The following is a 25,829-nucleotide window of genomic DNA, read 5'->3' on the forward strand; positions in this document are numbered from 1 at the left end:
TCACACAAGGCGCGCTCTATCAGGTCTACACCGCCGTCGGGCAGATCACCGACATCGCCCTCCAGCCCGGCGAGCAGCTCGTGGGCTCCGGACCGGTCGCTGCCGGCGACACCGTGCGCTGGATCATCGGCGACACCGAGAGTGGATCCGGCGCGACGCGACAGATCCACATCCTGGTGAAACCAACGCGCGCCGAGCTGATGACCAACCTGGTCATCAATACCAACCTGCGCACCTACCACATGGAACTGCGCTCGACCGAGCGCACCTATATGGCCTCGGTCTCCTGGCAATATCCGCAGGATCAGCTCATCGCGCTGCGCCGTCAAAACGCCGAAGCGCAGGCCGCCCAGCCGGTCGCCACCGGCATCGACCTGTCCCGTGTCAATTTCCGCTACGACATCGACGGTGACCGTGCGCCGTGGCGTCCGCTCCGTGCCTTCGACGACGGCCGCCAGGTCTTTATCGAGTTTCCACGCGGCATAGGTCAGGGCGAGATGCCGCCGCTCTTCGTCGTCGGGCCGGAAGGCAACACCTCCGAGCTGGTGAACTACCGGGTCCGCGGGAACCACATGATCGTCGATCGCCTGTTCGCCGCCGCCGAGCTGCGCTTCGGCGCGGGCGATCGCCAAAAGCGCGTGCGCATCACCCGCACCGACGGGAGGCCGGCATCGTGAGCGACATCGATTCCCGGAAAGAGGAAGGGGCAGAGCCGGAGAACGTCGAGCAGCCCCTGATCGGCGAGCCGGCGCCGCCGATGCGGCTGCGCGCCGAGGCGCCGCGCGTCACGCGGTTGTCAAGGAAGGTGCTTGCTGGCCTCGGTCTCGTCGCCAGCGTCGGGATCGGTGGAGCGTTGATCTACGCGCTCCAGACCCGCGACGGCGGCCGCCCGAATGAAGAGCTGTATTCGACCGACAATCGCGCGACCGCTGATGGCCTTGCCGGCCTGCCGCGTGATTATACGGGGCCGGTGCTCGGGCCACCACTGCCCGGCGATCTCGGCCGCCCCATCCTCGACGCGCAGAACCGGGGCCAACCCGTCCCGGTTCCTGGCATGGCGGCGCCCAGTCCCGGCCTCAGCGCCGAGGAACAGCGCCGGCTTCAGGAATTGGAGGCGGCACGGACGGCGCGGCTGTTCGCTTCGACGGAAACCCGGACGACCACGACGCCAGCGGCGGCCTCACCAGGCGGAACACCGCCCGCCAGTCCCCAACTGCCTCTGCCCGATCTAACGAGCCTCGGCCTCGCGCCGCAGCCGGCCACACCGACCGCGCAGGAGCGCCAGCTCGCGTTTCTCAATGCCGCCGCCGATCGGCGGACGGTCTCGCCGGATCGCGTCGCGGCGCCGGCATCGCCGAACATTCTTCAGGCCGGCGCGGTGATCTCGGCGGCGCTGATCACCGGCATCCGCTCCGATCTGCCCGGCCAGATCACGGCCCAGGTTACGGAAAACATCTATGACAGCCCGACCGGCCGCATTCTATTAGTGCCGCAGGGCACACGCATTATCGGCCAATACGACAACAATGTTCAGTTCGGCCAAAGCCGTGTGCTGCTGGTCTGGAACCGGCTGATTTTCCCGAACGGGCGGTCGATCGTGCTCGAGCGCCAGCCAGGCGCCGACGCGGAGGGCTATGCTGGCTTGCAGGACGGCGTCGACTATCACTGGTGGGATCTGGCCAAAGCAGCGGGGCTCTCCACGCTGCTGAGCATCGGGGCCGAGCTGGCTACGAACGACGACGACCGCCTGATCCAGGCAATCCGCAACGGCGGGCAAAACACGATCAATGATGCTGGCCAGCAGATCGTCCGTCGCCAGTTGAACGTCGCGCCGACGCTGACCGTCCGTCCGGGATTCCCCGTCCGCGTCATCGTCACGCGAGACCTTGTCCTCGAACCCTACGGAGGTTGACCAATGGTGAAGCTGAAGCTCGGGGTCATTGACGATGACAAGCCCGTCAAGATCTCAATCGAACTGCCGGCGTCGGTTCACCGCGACCTCGTGGCCTATTCGCAGGTACTCGCCCGCGAGACCGGACGGCCGATTGGGGACCCGGTCAAGCTGATCTCACCGATGATCGAGCGCTTTATGGCGACCGATCGGGTGTTCGCAAAGGCTCGGCGAGCCGTGATGTCGTCTCAGCGGCAAATTGCCCCAAAGGAGGCGGACCACTCATAGTCCGTCAGTCCCATCATCGGGGAGCAAGCCCGGCAAAGCAGCTTTCGACATAGTTCTCGCCAGACTGAGAAGCCGTCGCAGCGCCGGATTGTCGTTCTGTGGCGACCATATTGCGCAGAATGGCAGGATCTCCTCGGATAGCGGGCGGTAAACCACGCCGGGAAAGCGCGCTGCCGTCGTCGCTTCACTTGTAAGAGTAAGACCTTGTCTGATCGCTACAAGATGCATCAAGTTGTCCCTGCCCACGCCGTGGCGTTCGACGCTTGGATGGTGGCCAAGATCGGCCAGATGCTTCACCAGGTAGTCGTGGATCTCAGGTCCGGGATCGGTCTCACTCACAATGAAGTGTCTGTCTCGCAGATTCCCCCACGCGATCTCACGCTTTCGCGCTAGTTCATGATCGCTGGGCAATGCCACATAGACCCGCTCATTCCAGAGATGGGCCAGATCGCAGCCATCCGCGATTGGCTGACCTGTCAGGAAGGCGATATCCAGCCGATGTCTTTGAACCGAGGCGATGTGGTCGGTCGGGGCCCCTTCGATGAGGTCGGGGCGGACCTCGGGGTTCGCTCCGACATAGGCGCGGAGCAGATCGGACAGAAAGCCAGAAGCGAGCGAAGAAAATATCCCAATGCGCACCACACCTGTCTCACCGCGACCGAACGAACCCGCATCGATGGCCGCGTGGCCAATCTGGCTCAGAGCCCGACGCGCGCGCATAACGAATCTCTGGCCCGCCTGGGTGAGGTGAACGCCGCCATGGTGACGAACGAAAAGCGCGGCTCCGATCTCGTCTTCGAGATCCCGGATACGTCGGCTGATGGCAGACTCCTGAACTTTCAGCGCCCTTGCCGCGCGTCGAAAGCTTCCGCGCTCGGCGGCTGCAACAACGTAGCGAAGATGGCGCACTTCGATCGTCAGGGTGCTACCTCCCGTGGCCTGAATTATGCGGGCCACTCTTGCTTCTAGGAGGCTGCTACGATCACGGCGTACCCGCTTCCTTTGTCATCGAGCCGTGCAAGACCGAGCGGAAAGGTACATGCTGTAGCCACTACAGGATCAAGAAAAATGTGATCGAGATCGGAGGTTCGTTCTCTAGGCTTGAACAGCGGAATGATCCGCAGCCTTGTCGTCTTCGTCGCCACCCACTCACATCGGAACCTACTCTTACGGGGCCGAGGAAGAAATGCTGCGGTAGCCATTCGTGGCAGGCAAGTCAGGCTGTTGCCTCAAGTCGCGAGTACGGTCCAAGCAAGGCGCGGAGGGACCGCTCGCTTATCAGTTTTCGGGAACCGACAATCCCTCCCGTTGCGCCTCGCGCGCTTCCTTCAGAATATCCCAGCCGCCCTTGAGAACGATCCCAACAACCACCAGCCCTATGATCAAATCGGGAAGCGGTGACCTGAAGAACATGACTGCAGCGCCGGAAACAACGATCCCAGCGTTGGCCAGCATGTCGTTAGTCGTAAAAATCCAGGACGCCTTCAAGTGCACGCCTTGGTCTCGATGCGAGCGCAGCAACCGCAGGCAAAGCAGATTGGTCGCAGCGTTTGCGATGGCCGTAACAATCATGGCTAAACCGATCGGCTCAGCGCCCACGAAGAAACGTCGAAGGACCTCCACGAGCAGCGCCAGGCCCAAAACGATCAGAAGGAGGCCGGACAGCCGTGCGACACGCACCTTGGCCAAAATCGTCCGCCCAACGGCATAGATGCTGACGGCATAGACACCGGCATCCCCTAAATTATCGAGGGCGGCACCCAGCAGACCGGTGGAATCTGCAAGAACTCCTACGAGCCCCGCGACAATCACTTGCAGGAAATTGATGCCGAGCACCCACAGCAAGGTCTTGCGTTCGGCTGCGTTACTCGCGTCAAGCTCGATTTCGGATTCTTCCTTGTTGTCGTTCGCACTCATGCAGATTTCCAACGTTCGCAAATCAGGTGAGTCGGCCCAATGCAATGGCGGTGATGAGAAAAATGCCGAGCGCGCCTCGATAAACCACGAAGGGCCAGGCCGAAAAACGCTCAAGCACGCGCATCAGTCCCCAGATCGCGAAGAAAGCTGAAATAGAAGCCACCGCGAGCCCAACGAGAAGGATAGACCACCCGTCGAGAGACAACTGAGCTTTGTAGAGTTCCCAAAGTTCTTTGAAGCCGGCCAACGCAATTGCCGGCAGGCCAAGGAGGAAGGAGAATCGCGCCGCCTCTTCCCGTTTCAGGCCGAGCGCAAGTGCGGCAGTCAAGGTGGAGCCTGAGCGCGACACTCCCGGGATCAAAGCGCCGATCTGCGCGATGCCGACAATCATTGCATCGATAAGGCACACATTCTCAAGTGTTCGTCTGTGGCGGGCATGAATCTCCGCCAACGCCAGGAGGACGGCCATTACGATGCAGGCCCAGCCGATCACGGTGAGACTGCGCAAAGGAGAACTGCAGGCGTTCAGCATTCCCGACAAAGACAAGCCAGCCACGCCGATCGGGATCGTCGCGAGTCCGATCCACACCGAGAAGCGGAAGTGTCGGTCCCGAAAGTCCCGATGCGCAACGGCGCGGAGCGAGTTCGTGGCCAACTGGCTCACGTCAGCCCAAAAATAGCTGACGACGGCAGCCAGTGCTGCGAGCTGCATGGCGGCGGAGAAGGCGGAGCCGGGATCCTGCCAACCGAGCAACGCAGGCACGATCCGCATGTGCGCCGTCGACGAGATCGGCAGCAGTTCGGTGATCCCCTGGACAACGCCCAGCACGGCGACCTTGGTGTAGCCCAACGTCACGAATCCAGTGTCGACGCCCTGAGTACAAGCTTCCGTCATGCAGGCTCCTTCAATTTGCGAGCGCTGCTCGAAGGCGTTGGTCACCTGCTGGTACGAAGACTGACAACGCACGCGGCAAGAGATTGAAGCGGGCGGGCGTCATTGTCGTGATTTCCCCATCAGTGTTGACGGGTAGCGGCGGGTCAGTTCGGATCTCAAGGGGGCCAGGGCTGCAGAAGGCGCGCATGCCGACAAGATTTCGGTTACGACCGCGCCGGAATGCCGTCAGGAACAGCGGCCACTGCCAAAATCGTCGCGGCTCGACGCTGTAGAAGTCCAAGCACTGGTCGTCGATAGCTGCAGCCTCGTAGACGGCCATACCGCCGCCGTAAAACACACCGTTTCCGACTGCGATCTGAAGACTGTGGAGCCGGATCGTGCGATCGGCGCTCGCCACCTCGGCTGTGAACGGCCTCGTGTAAAACACTGTCTTTAGCGCAGCCAGCGGATAGCTAAGCCGCCCCAAATGCCGCTTCAGGTTGCCGGTCATACGACGCGCGAGTTCAACACTCAGGCCCATGCTCGCCACATTGACGAAGAACTGGTCATTGACTTGGCCGACGTCGATCCGCCTCGTGCAGCCCGCGACGATGACCGCGACCGCCGCTGCAGGTTCACCCGGAAGACCAAGTGTCCGGGCAAGGTCATTCGCCGTGCCGAACGGTAGGATGCCGAGCGGCAAGCCAGTCTCTAGCACGCCCTTGAGCACGGCGTTGACAGTCCCGTCGCCGCCGCCGACGATCACGAGATCGACCTCGTGCGCAAGCCGATGGACCTCGCGGGTCATATCTGCCGACTGAGCGCACAGCCCGTGCGTCAATATAAATCCGCCAGCCTCAAGCTGCTTGACAGCGCCATCAGCTGCGCGATTGCCACCGCTGCGGCTTCGCGGGTTCAAGAAGAGCAGCGCGCGCCTTTTTGTTGGTTGATAATCCACCATGTTTTTCCTTGAAGGCCAAATGACAGTGTTGCCTGCAGGACGGAGCCGTCGCGCGGCGGATCGAATGCCCGAGGACGAATTCGCGGCCCGTCTGCCCCGACCGAGCGATCGTTTGCGGCCACGCACCTCAACCGATGTTGCCGAGCGCTGGGAACGTCGTCAGCATCCAGATGGCGATCTCCTGCAGGCGACCGGTCATCATCAGAATGCCGACGCCGACCATCACTGCCCCAGCGCCGATATTGAGGACCGCTCCGGCGCGCCGCAGGCGTTTCAGGACCACGGCCGCGCTGCCGAAGAACAGCGCTACAAGCAAAAACGGGATGCCGAGGCCGAGACCGTAGGCGCCGAGGAGCACCGCTCCATTGCCGGCCGAGGTTGCCGTCACGGTGAGGATCGAGCCGAGCACCGGGCCGATGCAGGGCGTCCAGCCAAAACCAAAGGCTATGCCGAGAAGATAGGCCCCGAAAGTGCCTCCGATCTGCTTCGGCCCTCGCCAGCGCCGATCCGCCATAAGCGCGACCGGCACGGGTAGCAGCCCCGTCATCGCGAGACCGAAAACCGCGACCAGCGCGCCACCGATCAGGTTCGCTTCGATCTGGTAGCGTTGCAGGAATCCGCCGAGGGCCATCGCACTGAGCCCGAGTAGAATAAAGACGGTGGTAAAGCCGAGCACGAACAGGAGCGCTGGTCCGAGAACTTGGAGCTGGCGTGTCCTGCCGTCGCCGACGGTACCGTCGGCTCCTCCCGCGACGTAGGACAGATAGCCCGGGACAAGCGGCAGCACGCAGGGCGAGACAAAGGAAATGGCGCCCGCCGTCGCTGCCGTTGCCAAACCCAGTAAAGACACGTCGATGAGCGTCATCGTGAGTGCCCGGTTCGACTCGGTTGCTTCCGGACCGAGACCATCGATCGCGCCGGCCAAAGGGAGCCTGTGATCAATAGGACGACGCCGATAGTGATCATGACATCCGCCATGTTGAAGGCGGGCCAGTGCCAATCGCGGACGTGGAAATCAAGGAAATCGGTCACCGCTCCGTGGCGCACCCGATCCACCACATTGCCTACAGCACCGCCGGCAATCAGGCCCAAGGCGAATGTCTCAATGCGCTTTGCGGTTCGCACGGCCCAGACGAGGAGTCCTGCCGCGATCACGACTGCGATCCCGGCGAGCAACAGTGGCCGCTCCACGAAAAGGTCGCGGAACATCCCGAAGCTGACGCCCGTGTTGAAACCGAGCGTGAGATTGAAAAATGGCGCGATCTCGATCGTGCGCGGCGGCACCATCACAATATTGACGATCAGCGATTTCGTGACGAAATCGACCGCAAGGGCGGCAGCAAGGGAACCAACGGCCAATGCAGTTCGTCGAATCAAACTCGGATACCCCACGATCAATCAGTCCTCATTGTTCAGCCGTTCCCGGCGGCCAGTGCATTTGTGCTGGGTCGAAATCGTACCGGAGCGGCTTGAACTAGCTACGCCGGGACCGTCTGCGTGATCGCGAGAGTCTGACGCCGGTGCGCCGAAACGCCGAGGCCGCCGGAGGGGCCACCCTGTTGAGTGCTGGTCTGACCGCGGTTGAGCAGGCGCAGGCCGTTAAGAACGACCAGCAGCGACGCACCGACGTCGGCCGCGATGGCACCCCATAGCGATGCGAGGCCAATCACCGTCAGCGCTGTGAACACAAGCTTCACAGCAATGGAGAACGCAACGTTCTGCCGGATCACCGCGAGCGTCGCGCGCGAATGCCTCACCAGCCAAGGAAGCTTCGAGAGGTCGTCCGACATCAGTGCCACATCGGCCGTTTCAATAGCGGCGTCGCTGCCCATGGCACCCATTGCGATGCCGAGATTGGCACGTCCCATCGCGGGAGCATCGTTGACACCGTCGCCGACCATGGCAACCGACCCATAGCGCCGGACCAGATCTTCCACGGCCGCCACCTTGTCGCCAGGCAGCAGTTCAGCCCGGACCTCGTCGATGCCGGTTTGCTTCGCAATCGCCTCTGCCGTCGCCCGGTTATCCCCCGTGAGCATCACGACGTGTTTGATGCCGGCGAGGTGAAGCGAAGAAACAATGTCATTCGCTTCCGGCCTGACGGCATCGGCAACAGCGACGAGGCCCCAGACCTCCTGACCATCGCCGACCGCGACGATGGTGCGACCGGCGCTTGAAAGTTCATCGGCCCGCTGCAGAACTGAATATGAGTTGATGCCTCGCTCTTCAATGTAGCGGCGCGACCCGAGCCACATCTCACGGCCGGCGACTCGACCGATGACGCCTCGACCGGTGATGGCTTGGACAGCCTCCGCAGGCTCGGCGGCGATCTTCAGTTCGGCGGCTTTCGCCAGGATGGCGCGAGCGATCGGATGTCCGCTTCGCGCCTCCAGCGCCGCGGCCAAGCCAAGCAGCTCTCTTTCACTGCGGCCTCCAAGCGGCACGATCTCGACGACCTGCGGCCGCCCTTCGGTGAGAGTGCCCGTCTTGTCCATGGCGATGGCTTTGAGGCGCGCAGGCGTTTCGAGATGTGTGCCGCCCTTCACGAGGACGCCCTGTTTCGCCGCGCCGGCGAGTGCCGCCACGATCGTCACCGGCGTCGAAATCACGAGGGCGCAGGGGCAAGCGATCACCAGGAGCACGAGAGCCCGGTAGAACCAGACGTCCCAGGCACCGCCCAAGAGCAAGGGCGGAGCGAGAAAGATCGCAATGGCGAGTACCATCACCACGGGCGTGTAGACACGCGCGAACTTCTCGACCCATTGCTCACTGGGCGCGCGTCGGCTCTGCGCCGAACCGACCATGCGGATGATCTGGGCGAGCGTCGTGTCATTCGCCGCTTTGGTGGTCACGACATCAAGTGCACCCTCTCCGTTTATGGTGCCGGCAAAGACCTCGTCGCCTTCTGCCTTGAATACGGGGACGCTTTCCCCGGTGATCGGCGCTTGATTGACCTCACTCTCGCCAGCGGCAACCCGGCCGTCGAGCGGCACCTTGCCTCCTGGCTGGACGATGATATGCGCACCGACCCGAACCTCAGCCGCCGGAACGTCGCGCTCGGAGCCGTCTTCGAGCTTGACGCGCGCTGTCGGCGGCGCGAGTTCCATGAGGGCGGCAACCGCCCGGCGCGCGCGACCGAGGCTCCAAGCCTCGAGCGCCAGCGCCAGTGCAAAAAAGAACGAGACTGTAGCGGCCTCAAACCAGGCGCCAATACCGATGGCGCCCGCGACCGCGACCATCATCAGCAGATTCATGTCGGGACGAAGCCGTTTGGCCGCAAGCCACGCCTTGGGCGCGACATAGCGCGCCGCGCAAAGCACCGCGACCGCGTAAAGCACCATGCTCGGCAACGGGGTCGAAGCCAAAGCGTGTTCGCCTGCCTCGAAGGCTGCGATGACGCCGCCCCCGAGCCAAGCGTGGACCGCGAAGCCCAACGCCGTGAGCACGCCGCTTGCGGTTGTCAGCCACGACTGCACCCGCTTTCGCCGCCCTTCAGCCTGCGCGGCTTCGCTAGCGTCGCCTTCGATCCAGCGCTCGGCGCGTAGACCAGCACGAGCCACCGCCTTCTCGATGCGGGCTTCGAGCGCCGCATCCGGCGTCACGTCGATCGACATGCGGCCGTTCAGGAGATCGAAGGCGAGCTTGTCTTCCCCGACCAACGGCCCAACCTCGCGCTTCAACGCCGCGATCTCGTCGGCACAGTCCATGCCGTGAATGCGAAACACGACTTGGCCGGGCAAACATGTCGGAATCGGCGGACTGAGTGCCTCCTCCACCTCCGCGGCACAGATGCACGCCGCATCTTCAGGCACTCCGGCGCGCTCGGCCGCGCTGAGCAAGACTGCCGGCGGAGACCAAGGCTCGGCGCGCATGCCGGTTCGAGCCACGGCTTCCCCGATCGCGTCGGGCGCCGCCCGATTCTGCGGGGCCACGGTCATCATGCCTTGAGCGGTGTCGAAGGCGAGGTTGTCCTCGCCGACAAGCGGGCCCAGTTCCCGCGCGAGGGCCGCCGCCTCGTTTTTGCAGTCGAGGCCGTGGACGCGAAAGAGCATCGTCTCGGCCGTGCCAACCTCAACAAGGGAAGCACGCATGCCGGTCGGGGTAACGCGGGCGATAATGTCGTCGATGGTCGCCTGTCGTTGCGGCCCGACCGTCATCAACCCCTTCGCGGTGTCGAACGTCAGCCAAGCCTCGCCCCCAACCAGCGGACCGATCTCGCGCTTGAGCGTCGCGACTTCATTCTTGCAGTCGAGCCCTTCGACCCGAAACAGCAGTGCCGATGCAGGTTGCTGCGCTGGCTCCCTAAGAAAATGCGCTTGCATGCCGGTCGTCGCGACCGCCCGTTGAATAGCGTCGATCGTCGGAGCGTTCTCGGATATCACCTCCATGACTCCGGCTTGAGTATTAAAGGACAGCTTGTCGTCGCCGCCGACAAGCGGCGCCACCGCGGCGCGAAGGGCGCGAACCTCGTTCTGGCAATCTAGGCCGTCGACTTTAAAGCGCAGCCTGCTTGAATGGCCCATCGTCGCGGCATGAGCAGTCATCACGGCCCCCTCACTGTTGTCATTGAACTCGACTCCAAGCTCTCTTACTCTCTTGCTAACCCTACATCCTGTAGTCACTACAGAATCAAGGGCGGCGCTGCAGCAAGCGGCTCTTTCTGATCTTTTAATTTTGCCATGCCAGATTCCCGGGCTCAGGCCCCTTGGGCTCAGCCAGATGCGCCAGTTACGATGGCTCGGGCGAAGCACGGCCCTGCTCACTTCCGCGAGAAGACGTATTTGGCGAGAGCTATCGCCCCGAGCACCAGAACGACGATGACGAGGAGGCCGAAAACGCCCATGCCCCACATCATCCCGCCCCCATCATCGGTCCGCCTCCAGGAGTGTGGTGATCTACGACCGGGTCTTATCCGGGAGCGGAATAACTTGACGAAACTTGCCGCCCTTGGACTGTTCTGGCGGTTCCGCGGCACGCTCTAAGGCGACGTGATCGAGGCCATGTTCAGCAAGTAGACGCCCGATCCCAGCCTGCACCGCTTCCCAAACGCGATCCAAATCAGTTCCGTGGGATTGCAGGCGTACGCGTAGGCTCGTCGGGGAGGTCTGCAAGATCTGAAACATCTGCAGTCCGGGAATACGATCGGCCAAAGTGCCAAAGGCCAATGGTGCGACAGTCACTCGATCGCCGCCATCGGTGCGGAAGGTGAGAACCTCGGCAGATCGCCCTTGCACACGGATCGATGGAAATGGATTCCCACACCGGCAAGGCCCGGCCTGCTGCAAGACACTGTCGCCCAGATCGTAGCGCAGAATGGGCTGCACTCGATTGGCGAGATTGCTGATGAGCACGGTGTGGGCCGGCTCGCCCGGCAGCACCAGCCGATGATCCGCATCAACGGGCTCAAACACCACCCAGTCGCTGTTGACGTGCAACCAACCGTGCTCGCAGCTGTAGCTGAAGAACGGACACTCGGTTGCGGCGTAGCTGTTGCCGACCTTTGCTCTAAATGCTCGGGCGACTCGATCGTACTCGCCTTCCGGCAGCCCTTCGGCGGAGAGCGCCAATAACACTGGATTGATGTGCAGACGGCCGCCTTCCTGTTCGCTCGCAAGCAGAGCAGCCATGCTCGCGTAAGGTGCGAGGAGCACCGGCCGGAACTGGTTGAGCCGGGTCACGAGCTCTCGCAAAGGCATGTGCACCGACAGCACTTCGAGCCGTCGTCCTCGGCTCTTCTTCAAGCGTGCCGCAGCCACCGCCGAGGCGAAGTGGCCGCCCGTCGCCATGACCATCGCCATGCGCCCTCCGCCCGCGATGATCCGAATGAAATCCCCTGCACCGAGCCAGGTTGTCAGCATGCGAAAGGCCATCGCACTGGTAACGGCCATGCTCCGGTCATCGAGCACGAAGACTCCGCGCGTCCCCGTCGTGCCCGAGGTCGTCAGCAGCGTGTATTTTTCGAGGAAGCGCTCGCCGATGAGGTTCGGGTCTTCGACAAACGCCTTCGCTCTTTCCAGGGTTATCTCTCGATCGACGCACCAGTCATCGAACCGAGCCATCAATGTCTTCTTGTCGGTGACAGGAAGCTGCTCGGCGCTTTCGACCCTATCCGGCAAACCACGGTACAGCTCACGGTAGTACGGCGAGTTGGCGCGAGCATGGGCGACCATGTCGGCGAGGCGGGCCTGCTGGCGTTGCGCGATTGCGCTGACGCCCTTCCTTCGTGTGCGCCAGGCGTCCCAGATCAGGCCTATGACATGCTCGGTCATGATCCTTCCCAGGTTCACACACCTCCGACCACTTGCTATACGTACTTCCTGTAGCCACTACAGGAGCAACCCCCCGATGATCGCTATCGGAGACTTGTCCCGACGCACTGGGGTCAATATCGAAACGATCCGCTATTACGAGCGGATCGGGCTAATGCCGAAGCCTGGCAGAACGGAGAGTGGGCGGCGTCGATACGGGACACCGGACGTTAAGCAGCTCGCCTTCATCCGTCACGCGCGCGAACTTGGATTCGAGATCGCGACAATTCGCACGATGCTCGGGCTGCGGGAGATGCCCGATGCCTCCTGTGAAGAAGTCAGCCGGATCGCCCAAGATCAACTCGCAGCGGTCGACGATCGCATCGCACGGCTGCTGGGCTTGAAGGACGAGCTGACCCGCATGATCGGATCCTGCGCGAACGGAAAGGTCGCCGATTGCCGGATCATCGAAGTGATGGCCGATCACGTTTCGCTGGTCGCCCGTCCCGGCCAAAACTCCTCATGACGAGCAGGGTCGCGCCTACCAAGATCGCAGCATCGGCAATATTGAACGCTGGCCAGTGATAGCCCCAGGCGTGAAAGTCGAGATAGTGACCCGATCGCCGATAGCGTACCGAGCGCCACGAACTTTGTCGTCTGATTAAGGCAAGCGCTAGCAACGCAACCGCCAAAACCGACCGGCCGGCCTGACGCGCGAGAAATTACAGACGCAAAGCTCGAATCAGGGAAATCGATCCGGTCGAGGTTGGGACTACCTCGACCTCGACGACCTCGGAAAAGCCGGCAGAGCGGATCAGTTCCGGCAATACGCCGCGCGCCTGCGGCTCCGTATTCTCCATCCCGTCGAGATTTTGCACGGTGGCCCGAAAGAGCCTCCGCATCAGCTTTGTGCGTTGAAGGCCATAATCGGCAATATGGAGCTCGCCGCCTGAAGGAAGGGCTTCATACGCAGCGCCGAGCGCCGCCGACTTTTCCGACAACGGCACTTGGTGGAACACGAGGCTCGACACGATCTTCGTCACCGCCCGACCGCGCAGCAGTGAACTGGCGTCGCGCGCGAATCCTTCAATCAGGTCCACCGCAACTCCCGCACGCCTGGTCTTCGCACGAGCCCGATCCAGCACGGTCGGATCGGGATCGATGCCGACCAGCTTCACCCCTCGGGCAGCCATCCCCAGCTTAACGAGCAGCGATCCTGTGCCGCATCCAAGATCGGCGATCACGTCGTCCGGCGACGGTCGCACCTGCGCCACTAATCGGTTCCGCCAGTGGCTCTCTCGGGTCAAGACCGCGACGCCCAAATCATAGAATGGCGTTAGCCAATGGACGCCCGCCGCAGGCGTAAACGGCGCACCCTCGCTTTCAGAACGGCTCGACATCATCGCATCTCTCCTCAGCGTCAGGATGCTACTTCCTGTAGTCGCTACAGGGTCAAGCGATTTGGTTGCTAGGTATCGGCCGTCGAGGCCTGCATGCATCTTTGGATCGGCTAGATCGCCGCCGGATGCGCCTTGCGCGCTTCAATTCGACCGTAGAACCAGTAGCCGACCAACAACACCGCCAGTGTCGCGATTTGGCCGAACAGGCCTTCTCGCGTTGGGTAGATCCCAAGCATTGCGACGCGTGGAAGTCCCTCCAGAGGCCACACGCCGAGCAGTCCGGCTTCCTGCAGTCCCGCGACGCCCTTGCCTGCGAGCACAATCGCCAAAGCCGCAATGAGCAGCGAACTTAGCTTGAAGAATTCCGCGATCGGCAGGCGGCGGCTGTAACGAAGCAGCGCCATGGCGACGATGGCCAGGATCATCGCGGCTGTTCCGACACCTGCCAGTATGCCCGTCGCCCCGCCTTCCGCCCAGAGCGCGGTCAGGAAAAGTATCGTCTCGAAGGCCTCGCGGTAGACCACAACGAACGCCAGCAGGAACAGGAACCAAGCCGACCTGCGGGATAAGGCGCTCGCCAGTCTTTCCTTGACGTACCTTTGCCAGGCTCCGGCCTGGCCCTTCCCGTGCATCCACACCCCGACGGATACGAGCACCGCCGCCGCAAGCAGGGAACCGAATCCCTCCGTCAGCTCCCGACTCGCACCGCTGATGGCGATCAGTCGGGTGGCGGCGAACCAGGTTGCGACACCCGCGACCAACGCGGCGAGCCAGCCTCCATGCACATACGGAAGCACTTCATTTCGATCGGCTTTGCGCAAGAACGCCACCATCGCCACGATGATCAGCAGTGCCTCCAGACCCTCGCGCAACAATATCATCAGGGCGCCGACAAAACTCGAAATCCAGCTTCCCGATCGTGTGGCGAGAAGTCCATCGGCTTCGTCGAAGAGCGAGTTGAGCTCATCAACACGTCGGCCGACGTCAGCCGGCGGCGCGCCCCGGGCGATTGCGGCTCTGAGATCGCCCATCGAGCGTTCGACGCGCGCCAACAGCCCGGCATCGCGCACCGACAACACTGGTTCCAGCGGCTCGAACCCGTCCAAATAGGCCGACAGAGCCAAGTCAGACGCCCTGTCCTGATCGCCCGACGCATAGGCCTGCACGCTTTCGAGCAGCCGCGCTCGGGCGGTATCAAGCGCACCGCCGGAACCAGTCGTCACCCCCTCCGGCGTCCGGCGGAGAAATGCGACGAGGGCGCGAGACCTCTCCTCGCCGACCTCCTGTGCCAGCTTCGCTGGGGTGATTTGCGTTAGCGCCTCCATATCAGGAAAACGTTGGCGAAGGCTCGAATCAGCGCGCCACAGGGCTTCGCCTCGCCGCGCGTCCGCTTCTGAGAACGCGAAGGCGCCGACATGGAAGGCCAACGCCCATTGGTCGGCAGTGTCGAGATGCGCGAAGCTCGACATCGCCGTTCCGTCGAGGCCTTGATTGATGACCTGATAGAGACTGAAGACGCTGCGCTCTCGGGCTCTCGCCAAGTTCGTGAATGCGACCGGCGGCGGATCCAGGCCCGCCGCACTCGGGCCGTCTCCTCGCCCGGCCAGCCCGTGACAAGCCGCACATTGTTGCCGATATATTGAGGCTGCCCGCGACAGATCGGGCAGCGTCGAGGGAGCCAACGGCACCGGATAGGCTCGCAGCAGGTCGCGGCCGAGCGCGCGAGCAATCCCGCCCACCCGGTCCGCCGAATCCTTCGCAGCGACCGCGCGGTTCAGCTCCTCAGCCTGCCTCGCGAGCACCGGCTTAGCCGGCGTCGCCGGAAGAACGGAGATCCGCTCCCCGACCGACCGGCTGAACTCGACCATCTCGGCATATTCGGCTGGGCTGACGATCTTTCCCGCCGAAACCGCTCCTGGATAATCGACCGCGATATAGTCAAGCAGACGCCACGCCGTCGCCGCATCAGTGGCCTCCCGGGCTGCCGATGCGGGTGTGCCAACGCCGCCAACGAGCGCAACAAGCAGCGCCAACAACGCGATCTGCAGTCTGTGCAACGGTCCGATCCCTCGCCTTCATCCGCGCCGGCGCGCCGACGGCACGACGCGTAGACGATGAGATAGCTTCTGTAGCAGCTACAGAAGCAACCTGTTTCTGACTCGCAATAGCGGGGCCTAGGACGCCCCGCCCTTCAGCTCGTCGCGATATCCTGCATCACCAGGCCCGATCGGCCGATCGTCAGACGCTACTCTGCCTCACGATACGACGAGGATATTCAGCGAGTGTCACCCCGATGCTGCGCGATCGCCGCCAGGACAGAGTCAGCGCACGAGTGATGCGATACTTGCACACATTCTCGACGATGCGCCCTCGCTCTTTTTGCAGTCTTCTTGATTGTGAAAGGCATCGCAAGCGCCTCACTTCGCCGGCAGCGCGGTGCCGAGCGGTCCCACGTCGGTGTAGTCGCCGGTCTGGTGATGTCGGGCGCGGCGGCCGAGAATCAACCGGCTGATGGCCGGCAGCACGAAGAGCGTAAGCAGCGTCGCCGTGACGAGACCGAAGATCACGACAATGGCGAGCGGCTTCTGAACCTCGGCGCCGGTGCCTGTGGCTATCGCCATCGGCACAAAGCCGATCGCCGGCACAATGCCGGTCATCAGCACGGCGCGAACACGTTCCATCATCCCCTCAACGATGGCTTCGTCGAGCGGGCGGTCAGCCTCAATGCGCTGCCGAATGCTTGTCATCACGACGAGACCGTTCAACACCGTCACACCCGACAACACGATAAAGCCGACGGCGGCCGAGATCGAGAATGGCAATCCCGCGAAAAACAGCCCGAAGGCGCCTCCGGCCAATCCCAACGGTATCGCCGAATATACCGCGAGAGCGGGCGCCACTCCGCCAAGTGCTACCATCAAGATGACAAAGATGGCGACGAACACGATAGGAATAACGATGGAGAGCCGGGCAGAGGCCGCTTGCAGATTCTCGAACTGACCGCCCCATTCCACATACATGCCAGGCGGTAGCTGGACGCCCTGTCGAACCCGATCTTGAGCCTGAGCAACATACGAGCCGAGATCTTGACCCCGCACGTTGGCCTGGATCACAACGCGCCGCTTTCCGTTCTCCCGGCTGACCTGATTAAGCCCCTCGGAAAAGCCGAATCGGACAAGCTCGCGCAGCGGCACCGACGCGCGCGACCCGGCGCCATCATCCGGCAGCATGACGGGGAGCGCACCAACGGCGTCAAGGTCGTCGCGGGTGGCATTGCTCAGACGCACGACAACGTCGAAGCGGCGGTCGCCTTCAAAGACCAACCCCGATTCTCGGCCTCCAAGCGCTGCGGCGACCGTGTCCGTCACCTCTTGGAGAGACAGTCCGAAACGGGCGATGGCGTCACGATCGAACTGCAGTTCGAGCGTGGGAAAACCGGCGGTCTGCTCGACCCGGAGGTCGGCAGTTCCCGGCACGGCTTGGAGTGCTCTGGCGATCTCGGCTGCAGTGACGCTCATCTGGTCGAGGTCGTCGCCATACAGCTTGACCGCAACGTCCCCGCGGACCCCGGCGATCAGCTCGTTGAAGCGCTGCTCAATCGGCTGACTGAGTTCGAAACCCGTTCCGAGCGCACCCTTCAACGTGCGCTCGACCCGCTCGATCACCTCCGCCTTCGTATCAACCCCGTCAGGCCACGCCTCTCGCGGCTTGAGGATCATAATCGCGTCGGAGAAGTTCTGCGGCATCGGGTCGGCCGCCACCTCGGCCGTTCCGGTCCGGGCATAAACGTACGCGACTTCGGGGAGCGCCGAGATTGATCGTTCAAGCGATCTCTCCATGGCCAGCGATTGCTCCAGGGAGGTGGAAGGTACACGGACGAACAGCGCGGAAAGATCGCCCTCGTCCAGCTGCGGGATGAATTCGCGTCCGAGGGAGGTGAACAAGGTGGCCGCGACCAGAAACGTGCCAACGCCGGCCCCGATCCAAGGCCAGGGCCGATTTACCACTCCCCGCAGAACCGGCTCATAACGCTTCTTGGTCCAGGCGATCGCCTTGACCTCCTTCTCGGCCACGCGACCTCGGATCAAGAGCGCCACCATCGCTGGAACGAACGTCAACGAGAGGATGAAGGCACCAGCAAGCGCCAGCATAACCGTGATCGCCATCGGCGAGAAGGTCTTGCCCTCGACCCCGGTGAAGGTCAGCAACGGCGCGAAGACAAGGAAGATGATCGCCTGGCCATAGATGGTAGGGCGCACCATTTCCCGTGACGCCTCGAACACTTCATGCAGCCGTTCGGGCAGGTTGAGCAGCCGCCCCTCCTGGTGTTGTCGCTCGGCGAGCCGTCGCAAACAGTTCTCGATAATGATAATCGAGCCATCGACGATCAGACCGAAATCCAGAGCGCCTAGGCTCATCAGATTTCCTGAAACCCCGTAGTAGTTCATGCCGATGGCCATCAGCAGGAATGAGAGTGGAATGACCGCCGCCGCGATGAGCGCGGCCCTGATGTTACCGAGAAGCCAGAACAACACCGCGACGACGAGCAGCGCACCCTCTACCAGATTGCGCTCGACCGTCCCGATGGTGGCGTCGACCAGCTCGGAGCGATCGTAGAGCGTCGTAACCGTTATGCCTGGGGGCAAAGTCTGGCGCACCGCGTCCAGACGTTCGGCCGCGTCACGCGCGACGACCCGACTGTTGCCTCCGGCGATCATGAGCGCGGTGCCTATCACTGTCTCCCGACCATTCATGGAGGCTGCGCCGGTACGCAACTCGCCGCCAATCCGCACATCGGCAACATCGCGGACAGCGACGGCAACTCCATTACGCGTCGCGACATTCGCGCGCGCGATTTCGTCAATCGAGCGGATGCGAGCATCCGCTCGGACCAGGAATGCTTCACCTGCGCGCTGCACGAAGTTTGCGCCAACCGATATGTTCGCTCTCTCGAGCGCTTCGGCGAGTTCCGAGAACGAGACCCCGTACGAGGCGAGCCGGGCGGCATCGGGTTGCACGAGGTATTGCTTCTCGTAACCGCCTATCGAGTCGACGCCGGCCACGCCTTTGACGCCTCGAAGCTGCGGCCTGATAATCCAGTCCTGGACGGTGCGGAGGTACGCTAACCTTGCCACCTCATCGGTCAGTCGCTCACCCTCCGGCGTCAGGAAACTGCCGTCGGGTTGCGGCCCAGGCCGTCCAGCGACGCGGGGAACAGCCTTGGATCCAGCCGAGGCATAATCAACCCCCCACATCAGCACCTCGCCCAGTCCCGTTGAGATCGGTCCCATTCGAGGCTCAACATTTGCCGGGAGGCTCTCGCCCGCTTGAGACAAACGCTCCCCTACCTGTTGACGCGCGAAGTACAGGTCGACGTCGTCAGCGAAGACAGCCGTCACTTGGCTGAAGCCGTTCCGCGAAATCGAGCGCGTAGATTGCAGGCCGGGAATGCCAGCCATTGCCGTTTCGATAGGAAACGTCACCAGTCGCTCCATATCGAGCGGACCGAAAGCGGGCGCAGAAGTGTTGATTTGCACCTGCTTGTTGGTGATGTCGGGAACTGCGTCGATCGGAAGCCGTGTCAATTGCACGACGCCGTAAGCGGCGACGGCGAGCGTGATGAAGACGACCGCCCAACGAAAACGGATGGCAGCGTCGAGAAGGCGCAAAATCATGACTGCACGGCCTTTGCTACGGGCGCTGCGACGCGCCGGCCAACGAAAGAGAGGGCGGGGCGACGTGCGGACTTCACTCTTCCGCCTCCTCTTTGCCGAGTTCAGACTTGAGGAGGAATGCTCCCGCAGTCACCACCTCGGCCTCGGGCCTCAAACCGGCGAGAATCTCGACGCGTCCGCCGCTTCGCGCGCCGATCGTCACCGGTGTCGCCTGGAAGCCTCCCCTTGTCCGGACGAACACGACCTCGCGGCCTTCCACCGACTGAATGGCGCCTTCGGAAAGCACGATCCGGTCACTGCGGGGCGCGGCTTGCGGCGTGATGCGAACCCGCAGACCCTGACCGGGTGTGAGCCCGTCGACACCGTCGGGAACAAGAACCACGGTCGCCGCCCGGCTCTCCGCGTCAACACTGGGTGTAAGCGCTCGGACAATCGCGCGGCGGGTCTCGCCGTTGCCGAGTTCCAGCGTCGCTCGATCACCAGGTCGGATGCGGCGCGCATCAGCGGACGTGACCGCAGCTTCGACCTGGATGCGGCTGGGGTCAGCGACACGAAATAGCTCTGCCCCGGCCGAAACATAAGCTCCGAGTTCGGTGCTGACCTTCGTGATCCGACCCGAGATTAGGCTGGAAACCGCAATGGATCGACCATCGGCGCTGAGTCGGGCGGCGGCAGCAGCTCGCTGCGTTCGCAGAAGTTCCGCATCGGCTTCCGTGAGCGTAGCCTGCGCGGCCTCCAAATCTTGCCGCGCCGTGACCCGGGCGCCGTAGAGCCGCTGCTCGCGAGCGTACGCTTGGCGCGCCGCAGTGGACCGCGCGCTGGCTGCGGCGCGTTCGGCGGCGATGGTCGCAGCCTCACGGCTTTCCAGCACTGCCACGGTTTCCCCAGCGCGAACAGGCTCACCGAGCCGCTTGTTGATCCGCACGACGGCGCCGTCCACCCGCGCGGTGAGCGCCGCCTCTCCCTGCGGAGACGCAGTGACATTGGCTTGCGCGAGGATCTCGGCAGCTATCGAGCCGAGAATCGCACGCTCCGTACGGATGCCCAGCGCAGCCGATCGCGCGGCCTCAACGGGCACGAACCCCTCGGGGCTGCTCGCGCCTTCGGCTGTCTCGTCAGCCATCTTTGCTGTGGCGGGCGCATCACCGCTGGGAGCGAGGACGGTCCGACCGAGCATGACGCCGCCGGCGCCGATAGCGACGGCCAATCCAGCCGCCGCCGCCAGCATTCGTCTGCGACGATTGATAAAGATCATGGACTTGCTCCTCACTGGCCGGCGGCGCGGGAGAGCGCTGCCGCGGCGGTGGCGCGAGCAAGCCGCGCCTCGATCAACTCGCCCTGTGCCGTTGCGAAGGCCTCCTGCGCGTCGAGCAGCTCAAGAAGCGAACTCCGACCCGCCCTGTACGAAAGGTCGGTCAAACGAAGCGCTTCCCGCGCTTCGGGCACTGCCGCAGTTTCAAATGCTTGGACCCGTGCATCGGCGGCCGCGAGCGCCGTCTCAGCATTACTAATCGTTGCCGCGGCCTGAGCGACCGCAGCTTCCCGCCGAGCTTCGGCGGCCCGAACCCCCGCCCGAGCGGCTGCGATGTTCCCGCGGTTTCGGTCGAAGAGCGGAAGGGGCACGGACACGCCGGCGAGAAGGGTACGATCACCGGTCTCTGCTATGTGACGCACGCCGAAGCCGATGGACGGATCGAGCCGGGTGGCGGCGCGCTCCTGGGCTACGCCGGCTTCGGCCGCCGTGCGTTCCGCATCGGCGAGCCGAACTTCCAATGTTCGCAGAGGATCCAAGGCGGCAGCAGCGCTCGAGAACGGGGAATCGCGCAAAACTGCAGGGGCCACCCGACCGCCGAGGAGGACACCTAAAGACAACCGTGCCGCGCTCTCGTCGGCCTCTGCTGCCCGAAGGGCGGCGTCAGCTTGCGCCAACGCAGTGCTCGCACGAAGCGCGCGGAGAGGTGGCTCGCGGCCGGCGTCGACCAGCTCGTTAGCGATACGCGCGAGGTCGGTCGCCCGCTGATGGTTGCCTCGCGCCAGTTCCAGACGATCACGCGCCGCCAAGGCGGCGGCGAACCCGTTTCGGACGTTCTGGAAAAGGTCTGCCCTGGCGATCGCCAATCGCAACTCCTGGACCGCGAGCGCAGCTTCGGCGGCCGATACTCGCGCTCGCCGACGGCCACCAATATCGAGGCGCTGATTGAGCGACACAGTCGTCTCGGTGCCGTTTAGGCCAGAGTAAGGGCCGGTCCCAGCGAAGTTCTCGACCTCCACATTCAACTCCGGATTGGGTCGCACTCCTGCCTGCCGCAGCCTTGCGCGGGCCGCGTCGACCTCTGCCTGCTCCGCCACGATGGTCGGGGATCGAGCGATTGCCTCCGCAAGTGCGTCGGCAACGCTGAGCGTAGTTGGGAGTGGCCCCGAACGGACGTCCGCTGAAGAAAGCGAACGAGGCGGCGCGGAAGGTCCAGCTGTCGTGGCGGGCGCCTGCGGCGGTTCCGGTCGCCCCACTGGCGCGGCAATCGGCCCGCTGACCTGCGCCGACGCTGGGAAACTGATAATCGCTAGAGCTGCGGCGCTGGTAGCCGCATTTATGATGTTCATTGACGATTCCTGACAGATGTCGTGACCCACAGCGGGCCGGGCTCAAATGCGACTGTCAGGCTCTAGGTGGCCGCAACGTCTCGGCCGGATCAGCGCTTGGACGACGCTCCTCCTCAGCAATCATCACGTCTTGCTGCGAGGGTCCTGGTCGCGAACACACGCTCCTCAATTCCTGCAAAGGGACGTTGGCCCATTGGCAACGATCGTTGCACCGACCGCTCGTGCCGCCCTTATCAGAATGGCTCTGTAGAACGTCGACAGCGAGGGGAGAGACACTGACAATGGGTGACTTCACGCAATCCCATGGCGCCGCTGCGTGTGCCGCACCGCCGGCGCACAACGAGATGACCAACACCAAGCAGACGAGAAAATGTGGGCGGGTCACCTCAAGCACCCCAATCGTGCAGCTCGACCCCGCAGAACAGGAATGAGACCGCCGGCAACGCCGCCGACGTTCGCGCACCGTGGGCGTGCCCTGAGGCTATGCGATCTGCATTCTTGAAGCGCCATCCATCCACTCTCGACTCGAGGTTCGATGGATATGCCTTCTGTAGTGACTACAGGATCAAGGGATTTCTGCACAATGCGGCTTTGTCACAGCGAACAGAACTCGAATGCACGCGCTGCGTTGAGCGCGTGCATCCGGTCTGACGAAGCCGATCATCGCGTCGAGTGCTCCACGATGGACCACACGACTTCTTCAATCCTCACAGGGCTCCACTTTCTCGACGCGGCCGGTCGCGGCGTTCACGGTGAGCTCGACCTCCTTTCCGGACGCGTCCTTGGCGCAGACCTCATATGACGATCCTTCGCGTTCGATCTCCTCGATATCGCGATAACCCTGGGCCTCGACGCGAGCCGCGATCTCGCCAATCGAGAGCCGGGCTGGTTGGGACCGTGTCTGTGCAGTCGCCGAAGTGGAGACTACCGAAAGCAAGACAGCGGATGCGCCGAATGCCGCTCGAGCAAAGACTGTGGAGAACATGATAACATTCCCTTTCAAAAACGATTTGCGGCCCAAGGGCCAGAGCGTCTCGGACATGCTGGACCGCGCCTAGGGTTTGAATTGAAGGGGCTGGTCTCGTCCGACGCGCCGAACTCAGCCACGCGGACCACGCGCCCTAGATGTGGGGCGTCCATTGGTGTCTGGTTGTTGACCACACCGCACATAGACGCCCGGCACTTTCCCGGGCGGGCCGAACTGGCGCAGGCAGCGCTTCTCGTCGGCGGCTGTCGATGCACGAGGGCCGTCATGGCCAGTCGCGCACGCCGATAGCGCCAGCGTTGTCGCAGCCATGAGCGCGGCGGCGATCGGTCGATAATTGAGCATAATCTTCTCCGAAGGTTCAGGATGTCACTGCGGTGTCGCACTCGCTTGGTGGCGTCCCGGCTTCGGAGGGTGAAAGGCGGCATAAGTCGGCCCAGGCGACAGGCGATCCTCGGGAGGTCTAGTCCAGCCGACCTGGCTCCTGACACACGGCCTCGCGGCAGCCGCCGATGGGGCCGTAAAGCCCCCTATGCAAGGACAACCCGGACAAGGCGCCAAGCGCGTTGCGGGTCGATCGCGTTGATGTTCATCGCTCAGACCACCGCTACTCACCGTAGTCTCACCGCTGACAGGTGCTGCCGTCGCTGAACATGGCGTCATGGCGATGGCAAAGCCGGCAAGGAGGACTAGTACCACCAGGCGAGCGCCAACGGACATGGAGCGAGACAAACATCTTTGCAGCGTTGTGCTCGCCGAAGATTCGTTTGCCTTCACCGCCACAGGCTCGCCCTAGAGCGACGCGTCGCATCACCATCACTAGAGCGCACCGTGCCGGCGCCATCCAGCACAGCAGGGTCACCCATGGATGGGCGCGGCCAAATCAAGCCCAGATCTGACAATGCGTCATATGCCATCCGTCCACTCGCGACTCGGGGTTTAGCGGGCATATGCTCCCTGTAGCCACTACAGAATCAAATTGTTCTTAGCTCCGGGCAGCTCGCCGGCGGCGCGATCGGAACTACTGCATCATCTCAGCGAGCCCGAACTGCGGTAGATCACATAGACCGCAACGACGAAAATCAGCCCGGCGAAAACCCGATTGAGCAGACCCGTGCGAGACGCGAGATGTGTCGAGGCAAGCGTTCCGATCGCACCGCCGGCGATCCCGCTCACGATGAACTCGGTCGCGATCGTCCAATCCACCAACCCTGTGGCTGCATAGTTGATCGCCGTCGCCAGTCCGAAGGTGCCGACTGCGAGCAGAGAGGAACCAATTGCCGAGATCGTGGACATCCCGGTGGCAAGGATCAGTCCGGGGACGATCAGGAAGCCCCCGCCGATGCCGAAGAAACCGGAGACGCCGCCAGCAATCAGAGCAACTATGCCCGTCACCGCGCACATGCGCCAATCGACGCGACGCGGACTACCACCTTCGTTCTTGCGCGGACGCAGCATCAGACCGCCGACCACCATCATCAGTAGGCCGAACAGGAACAGCAAATGCTGGCCGTCGATCGCCTTTCCGAGCGTCGATCCGGCAAGGGCGCCTATCGTCCCGACCAAAGCGAACAGGATCGCGCAGCGCCACCAGATATGCCCATTTCGGGCGTGGACGATCAGATTGATATAGGCGTTCACCGAGACGGCAAGCGCGCCCGTGCCGATAGCCACATGTGGATTGGCGACACCGACGACATATAGCAGCAACGGTGTTGCCAGGATCGAACCACCCCCGCCGATCAAGCCAAGGGTGAAGCCGATCAGCGCGCCCGCACCAAGGGCAAGAAACACGGCCTCGCTCACGCCGCTCGCCCCTGAGCGAGGCGGTCATGAACGACCATGCCGATCACCATGGCAACGACGAAGGCTACGACCGGCATGAGGCCGAGTGACAGGGCTGACAGCGCCGGGCCGGGGCAAAGACCCGCCAGGCCCCAGCCGACGCCGAAGATCGCGGAGCCAATGACCAAGCGCGCGTCAATCTTCGTCGAGATCGGCAGATGAAAGACCGTATCCAGCATCGGACGCGCCATGCGGCGCTTGAGCGTCATCCCGATCATGGCGACGGCGACGGCGCCACCGAGTACGAAGGCAAGGCTGGGATCCCAGGCTCCGAACACATCTAGGAAGCCCTGCACGCGAGCTGGATCAAGCATCCCCGATAGTGAGAGGCCAATGCCAAAGACTGCCCCGGCGCCGAGCGCAACGGCACCTTGCGAAATGCGATTCGTCATAGCCCCGCCATCCGCATCGATGTGACCGTAAGGATCCCGGCCAAGAGGAAGGCGGCGACCGCTGCCATTGATCGGCGTGAGAAGCCTGCAAGGCCGAGGACGCCGTGGCCGCTGGTGCAGCCGGATCCCATGCGCGTACCGAAGCCGACAAGCAGCCCAGCGATGACGATGGTCGGCATCGAGGCAGTTATCGTGACGGCAGGCCAATGGCCGAACAGGACCAGATAGAGCGGCGGCCCCATCACGAGCCCGATCACGAAGGCTGCATTGGCCGAAAGCTGCGCGCCCTGCACGAGACGCCCGGCAATACCGCTGACACCGGCGATACGGCCGTTGAGCAAGAGAAGCATGGCGGCCGAGAGTCCGATCAGCATGCCGCCGAGAAGTGAGGGCCAATAGGGGAAGGTCATGGCTCGCCCTCCGGCGCGCAGTAGATCGAGAAGAGCGCCTCGATGAGGCGCGCGGCCTTCTCCTGCGTCAGCCGGTAAAAGATTTGCTTGCCGTCGCGCCGTGTCTCGACGATCCCGGATTCTCGCAGGACATGGAGCTGCTGCGAGAGATTCGGCTGATGAATACCGAGCTTCTGTTCGAGCTCGCCAACCGAGTATTCCGCCTCCACCAACGAGCAGGCGAGCATCAATCGCATCGGATGCGCGAGGGTTTTCAGGATCGCCGCCACCTCAACGGACCGCGCTTCCATATCGGCGAGAGTCATGCCCGCCTTGCCAGCCTTGGCGTTCTGTCCGGTCATC

At 63.2% G+C, this 25,829-nt stretch carries 24 protein-coding genes; 4 read left to right on the forward strand and 20 right to left on the reverse strand.

Annotated elements, in window-relative coordinates:
- The 3 genes from trbG to BN32_RS07505 all read left to right on the forward strand — a co-directional run.
- On the forward strand, nt 1–677 hold a 677-nt coding region (trbG, locus tag BN32_RS07495; protein WP_040425556.1), incomplete at its 5' end, for a P-type conjugative transfer protein TrbG.
- Nucleotides 674–1,912 (forward strand): TraB/TrbI/VirB10 family type IV secretion system protein, encoded by a 1,239-nt coding sequence (locus BN32_RS07500; RefSeq protein WP_019197524.1) that lies wholly within the window; start codon nt 674–676, stop codon nt 1,910–1,912. The genes trbG and BN32_RS07500, both read left to right, overlap by 4 nt.
- Before the next feature lie 3 nt (nt 1,913–1,915).
- Nucleotides 1,916–2,179: a DUF2274 domain-containing protein gene (locus BN32_RS07505; protein ID WP_019197525.1), complete on the forward strand. Its 264-nt coding sequence runs from the start codon at nt 1,916–1,918 to the stop codon at nt 2,177–2,179.
- Here BN32_RS07505 and BN32_RS07510 read toward each other — a convergent pair.
- From BN32_RS07510 to BN32_RS07545, 8 genes are all read right to left on the reverse strand, one after another.
- The gene (locus BN32_RS07510) at nt 2,174–3,136 is read right to left on the reverse strand and encodes a LysR substrate-binding domain-containing protein (RefSeq protein ID WP_051488445.1); all 963 of its coding nucleotides are present in this window, start codon (nt 3,134–3,136) and stop codon (nt 2,174–2,176) included. The genes BN32_RS07505 and BN32_RS07510 overlap by 6 nt on opposite strands.
- A 321-nt stretch (nt 3,137–3,457) precedes the next feature.
- Nucleotides 3,458–4,096, reverse strand: coding sequence for a cation efflux transmembrane domain-containing protein (locus BN32_RS07515; RefSeq protein WP_019197528.1), 639 nt, complete (start codon nt 4,094–4,096; stop codon nt 3,458–3,460).
- 22 nt (nt 4,097–4,118) lie between these two features.
- Nucleotides 4,119–4,991, reverse strand: coding sequence for an undecaprenyl-diphosphatase UppP (gene uppP, locus BN32_RS07520; RefSeq protein WP_019197529.1), 873 nt, complete (start codon nt 4,989–4,991; stop codon nt 4,119–4,121).
- A gap of 10 nt (nt 4,992–5,001) precedes the next feature.
- Nucleotides 5,002–5,931: a lipid kinase gene (locus tag BN32_RS07525; protein ID WP_019197530.1), complete on the reverse strand. Its 930-nt coding sequence runs from the start codon at nt 5,929–5,931 to the stop codon at nt 5,002–5,004.
- 127 nt (nt 5,932–6,058) lie between these two features.
- Nucleotides 6,059–6,796, reverse strand: coding sequence for a cytochrome c biogenesis CcdA family protein (locus BN32_RS07530; protein ID WP_019197531.1), 738 nt, complete (start codon nt 6,794–6,796; stop codon nt 6,059–6,061).
- Complete coding sequence (gene lspA, locus BN32_RS07535; protein ID WP_321175239.1) at nt 6,793–7,218, reverse strand: signal peptidase II; 426 nt, start codon at nt 7,216–7,218, stop codon at nt 6,793–6,795. The genes BN32_RS07530 and lspA overlap by 4 nt, the downstream gene beginning before the upstream one ends.
- 191 nt (nt 7,219–7,409) lie before the next feature.
- On the reverse strand, nt 7,410–10,475 hold the full coding sequence (locus tag BN32_RS07540; protein WP_019197533.1) for a heavy metal translocating P-type ATPase: 3,066 nt from the start codon (nt 10,473–10,475) through the stop codon (nt 7,410–7,412).
- A 351-nt stretch (nt 10,476–10,826) separates the two neighbouring features.
- The gene (locus BN32_RS07545; protein WP_019197535.1) at nt 10,827–12,200 is read right to left on the reverse strand and encodes a phenylacetate--CoA ligase family protein; all 1,374 of its coding nucleotides are present in this window, start codon (nt 12,198–12,200) and stop codon (nt 10,827–10,829) included.
- A 76-nt stretch (nt 12,201–12,276) separates the two neighbouring features.
- On the opposite strand from BN32_RS07545, the gene BN32_RS07550 reads away from it, so the two are divergent.
- Nucleotides 12,277–12,705, forward strand: coding sequence for a MerR family transcriptional regulator (locus BN32_RS07550; RefSeq protein WP_019197536.1), 429 nt, complete (start codon nt 12,277–12,279; stop codon nt 12,703–12,705).
- On the opposite strand, the gene BN32_RS26040 is transcribed toward BN32_RS07550, so the two are convergent.
- From BN32_RS26040 to bigR, 12 genes are all read right to left on the reverse strand, one after another.
- Nucleotides 12,644–12,871, reverse strand: coding sequence for a signal peptidase II (locus BN32_RS26040; protein WP_082773420.1), 228 nt, complete (start codon nt 12,869–12,871; stop codon nt 12,644–12,646). The two genes, BN32_RS07550 and BN32_RS26040, sit on opposite strands and share 62 nt — an antisense overlap.
- A 30-nt stretch (nt 12,872–12,901) precedes the next feature.
- Entirely contained in the window at nt 12,902–13,678 is a 777-nt protein-coding gene (locus BN32_RS07555) for a class I SAM-dependent methyltransferase (RefSeq protein WP_321175232.1), read from the reverse strand.
- Between the two features lie 11 nt (nt 13,679–13,689).
- On the reverse strand, nt 13,690–15,636 hold the full coding sequence (locus tag BN32_RS07560; protein ID WP_019197538.1) for a cytochrome c/FTR1 family iron permease: 1,947 nt from the start codon (nt 15,634–15,636) through the stop codon (nt 13,690–13,692).
- Nucleotides 15,637–15,996: 360 nt separating this feature from the next.
- Entirely contained in the window at nt 15,997–19,254 is a 3,258-nt protein-coding gene (locus BN32_RS07565; protein ID WP_019197539.1) for an efflux RND transporter permease subunit, read from the reverse strand.
- Between the two features lie 73 nt (nt 19,255–19,327).
- Complete coding sequence (locus BN32_RS07570) at nt 19,328–20,509, reverse strand: efflux RND transporter periplasmic adaptor subunit (protein ID WP_040425558.1); 1,182 nt, start codon at nt 20,507–20,509, stop codon at nt 19,328–19,330.
- An 11-nt stretch (nt 20,510–20,520) separates the two neighbouring features.
- Entirely contained in the window at nt 20,521–21,855 is a 1,335-nt protein-coding gene (locus tag BN32_RS07575) for a TolC family protein (protein WP_019197541.1), read from the reverse strand.
- A gap of 700 nt (nt 21,856–22,555) precedes the next feature.
- Entirely contained in the window at nt 22,556–22,840 is a 285-nt protein-coding gene (locus BN32_RS07580; protein WP_040426113.1) for a PepSY domain-containing protein, read from the reverse strand.
- 114 nt (nt 22,841–22,954) lie between these two features.
- A complete protein-coding gene (locus BN32_RS26740; RefSeq protein WP_152343654.1) occupies nt 22,955–23,185 on the reverse strand; it encodes a hypothetical protein in 231 nt (76 codons plus the stop codon).
- Nucleotides 23,186–23,869: 684 nt separating this feature from the next.
- Entirely contained in the window at nt 23,870–24,646 is a 777-nt protein-coding gene (locus BN32_RS07585; RefSeq protein WP_019197543.1) for a sulfite exporter TauE/SafE family protein, read from the reverse strand.
- A complete protein-coding gene (locus tag BN32_RS07590; RefSeq protein ID WP_019197544.1) occupies nt 24,643–25,077 on the reverse strand; it encodes a YeeE/YedE family protein in 435 nt (144 codons plus the stop codon). Before BN32_RS07590 ends, BN32_RS07585 begins: the two co-directional genes overlap by 4 nt.
- The gene (locus BN32_RS07595) at nt 25,074–25,487 is read right to left on the reverse strand and encodes a YeeE/YedE family protein (RefSeq protein ID WP_019197545.1); all 414 of its coding nucleotides are present in this window, start codon (nt 25,485–25,487) and stop codon (nt 25,074–25,076) included. Before BN32_RS07595 ends, BN32_RS07590 begins: the two co-directional genes overlap by 4 nt.
- Nucleotides 25,484–25,828 carry a sulfite-sensing transcriptional repressor BigR gene (bigR, locus tag BN32_RS07600; RefSeq protein WP_040425559.1) on the reverse strand — a complete coding sequence of 115 codons (345 nt, stop codon included), beginning with the start codon at nt 25,826–25,828 and terminating at the stop codon, nt 25,484–25,486. The genes BN32_RS07595 and bigR overlap by 4 nt, the downstream gene beginning before the upstream one ends.
- Between the last annotated feature and the right edge of the window lies 1 nt (nt 25,829).

The organism is Afipia birgiae 34632, assembly GCF_000308295.2.
Classification (GTDB): Bacteria; Pseudomonadota; Alphaproteobacteria; order Rhizobiales; family Xanthobacteraceae; genus Afipia; species Afipia birgiae.

Excerpts from the sequence above, each read along its gene's own strand:
- BN32_RS07505 (WP_019197525.1), top strand. The coding sequence starts at position 1,916 with ATGGTGAAGCTGAAGCTCGGGGTCATTGACGATGACAAGCCCGTCAAG.
- BN32_RS07515 (WP_019197528.1), bottom strand. The coding sequence starts at position 4,096 with ATGAGTGCGAACGACAACAAGGAAGAATCCGAAATCGAGCTTGACGCG.
- uppP (WP_019197529.1), bottom strand. The coding sequence starts at position 4,991 with ATGACGGAAGCTTGTACTCAGGGCGTCGACACTGGATTCGTGACGTTG.
- BN32_RS07525 (WP_019197530.1), bottom strand. The coding sequence starts at position 5,931 with ATGGTGGATTATCAACCAACAAAAAGGCGCGCGCTGCTCTTCTTGAAC.
- BN32_RS07530 (WP_019197531.1), bottom strand. The coding sequence starts at position 6,796 with ATGACGCTCATCGACGTGTCTTTACTGGGTTTGGCAACGGCAGCGACG.
- lspA (WP_321175239.1), bottom strand. The coding sequence starts at position 7,218 with ATGGTGCCGCCGCGCACGATCGAGATCGCGCCATTTTTCAATCTCACG.
- BN32_RS07540 (WP_019197533.1), bottom strand. The coding sequence starts at position 10,475 with ATGACTGCTCATGCCGCGACGATGGGCCATTCAAGCAGGCTGCGCTTT.
- BN32_RS07545 (WP_019197535.1), bottom strand. The coding sequence starts at position 12,200 with ATGACCGAGCATGTCATAGGCCTGATCTGGGACGCCTGGCGCACACGA.
- BN32_RS07550 (WP_019197536.1), top strand. The coding sequence starts at position 12,277 with ATGATCGCTATCGGAGACTTGTCCCGACGCACTGGGGTCAATATCGAA.
- BN32_RS07555 (WP_321175232.1), bottom strand. The coding sequence starts at position 13,678 with ATGCATGCAGGCCTCGACGGCCGATACCTAGCAACCAAATCGCTTGAC.
- BN32_RS07565 (WP_019197539.1), bottom strand. The coding sequence starts at position 19,254 with ATGATTTTGCGCCTTCTCGACGCTGCCATCCGTTTTCGTTGGGCGGTC.
- BN32_RS07570 (WP_040425558.1), bottom strand. The coding sequence starts at position 20,509 with ATGATCTTTATCAATCGTCGCAGACGAATGCTGGCGGCGGCGGCTGGA.
- BN32_RS07575 (WP_019197541.1), bottom strand. The coding sequence starts at position 21,855 with ATGAACATCATAAATGCGGCTACCAGCGCCGCAGCTCTAGCGATTATC.
- BN32_RS07580 (WP_040426113.1), bottom strand. The coding sequence starts at position 22,840 with ATGTTCTCCACAGTCTTTGCTCGAGCGGCATTCGGCGCATCCGCTGTC.
- BN32_RS26740 (WP_152343654.1), bottom strand. The coding sequence starts at position 23,185 with ATGCTCAATTATCGACCGATCGCCGCCGCGCTCATGGCTGCGACAACG.
- BN32_RS07590 (WP_019197544.1), bottom strand. The coding sequence starts at position 25,077 with ATGACGAATCGCATTTCGCAAGGTGCCGTTGCGCTCGGCGCCGGGGCA.
- BN32_RS07595 (WP_019197545.1), bottom strand. The coding sequence starts at position 25,487 with ATGACCTTCCCCTATTGGCCCTCACTTCTCGGCGGCATGCTGATCGGA.
- bigR (WP_040425559.1), bottom strand. The coding sequence starts at position 25,828 with ATGACCGGACAGAACGCCAAGGCTGGCAAGGCGGGCATGACTCTCGCC.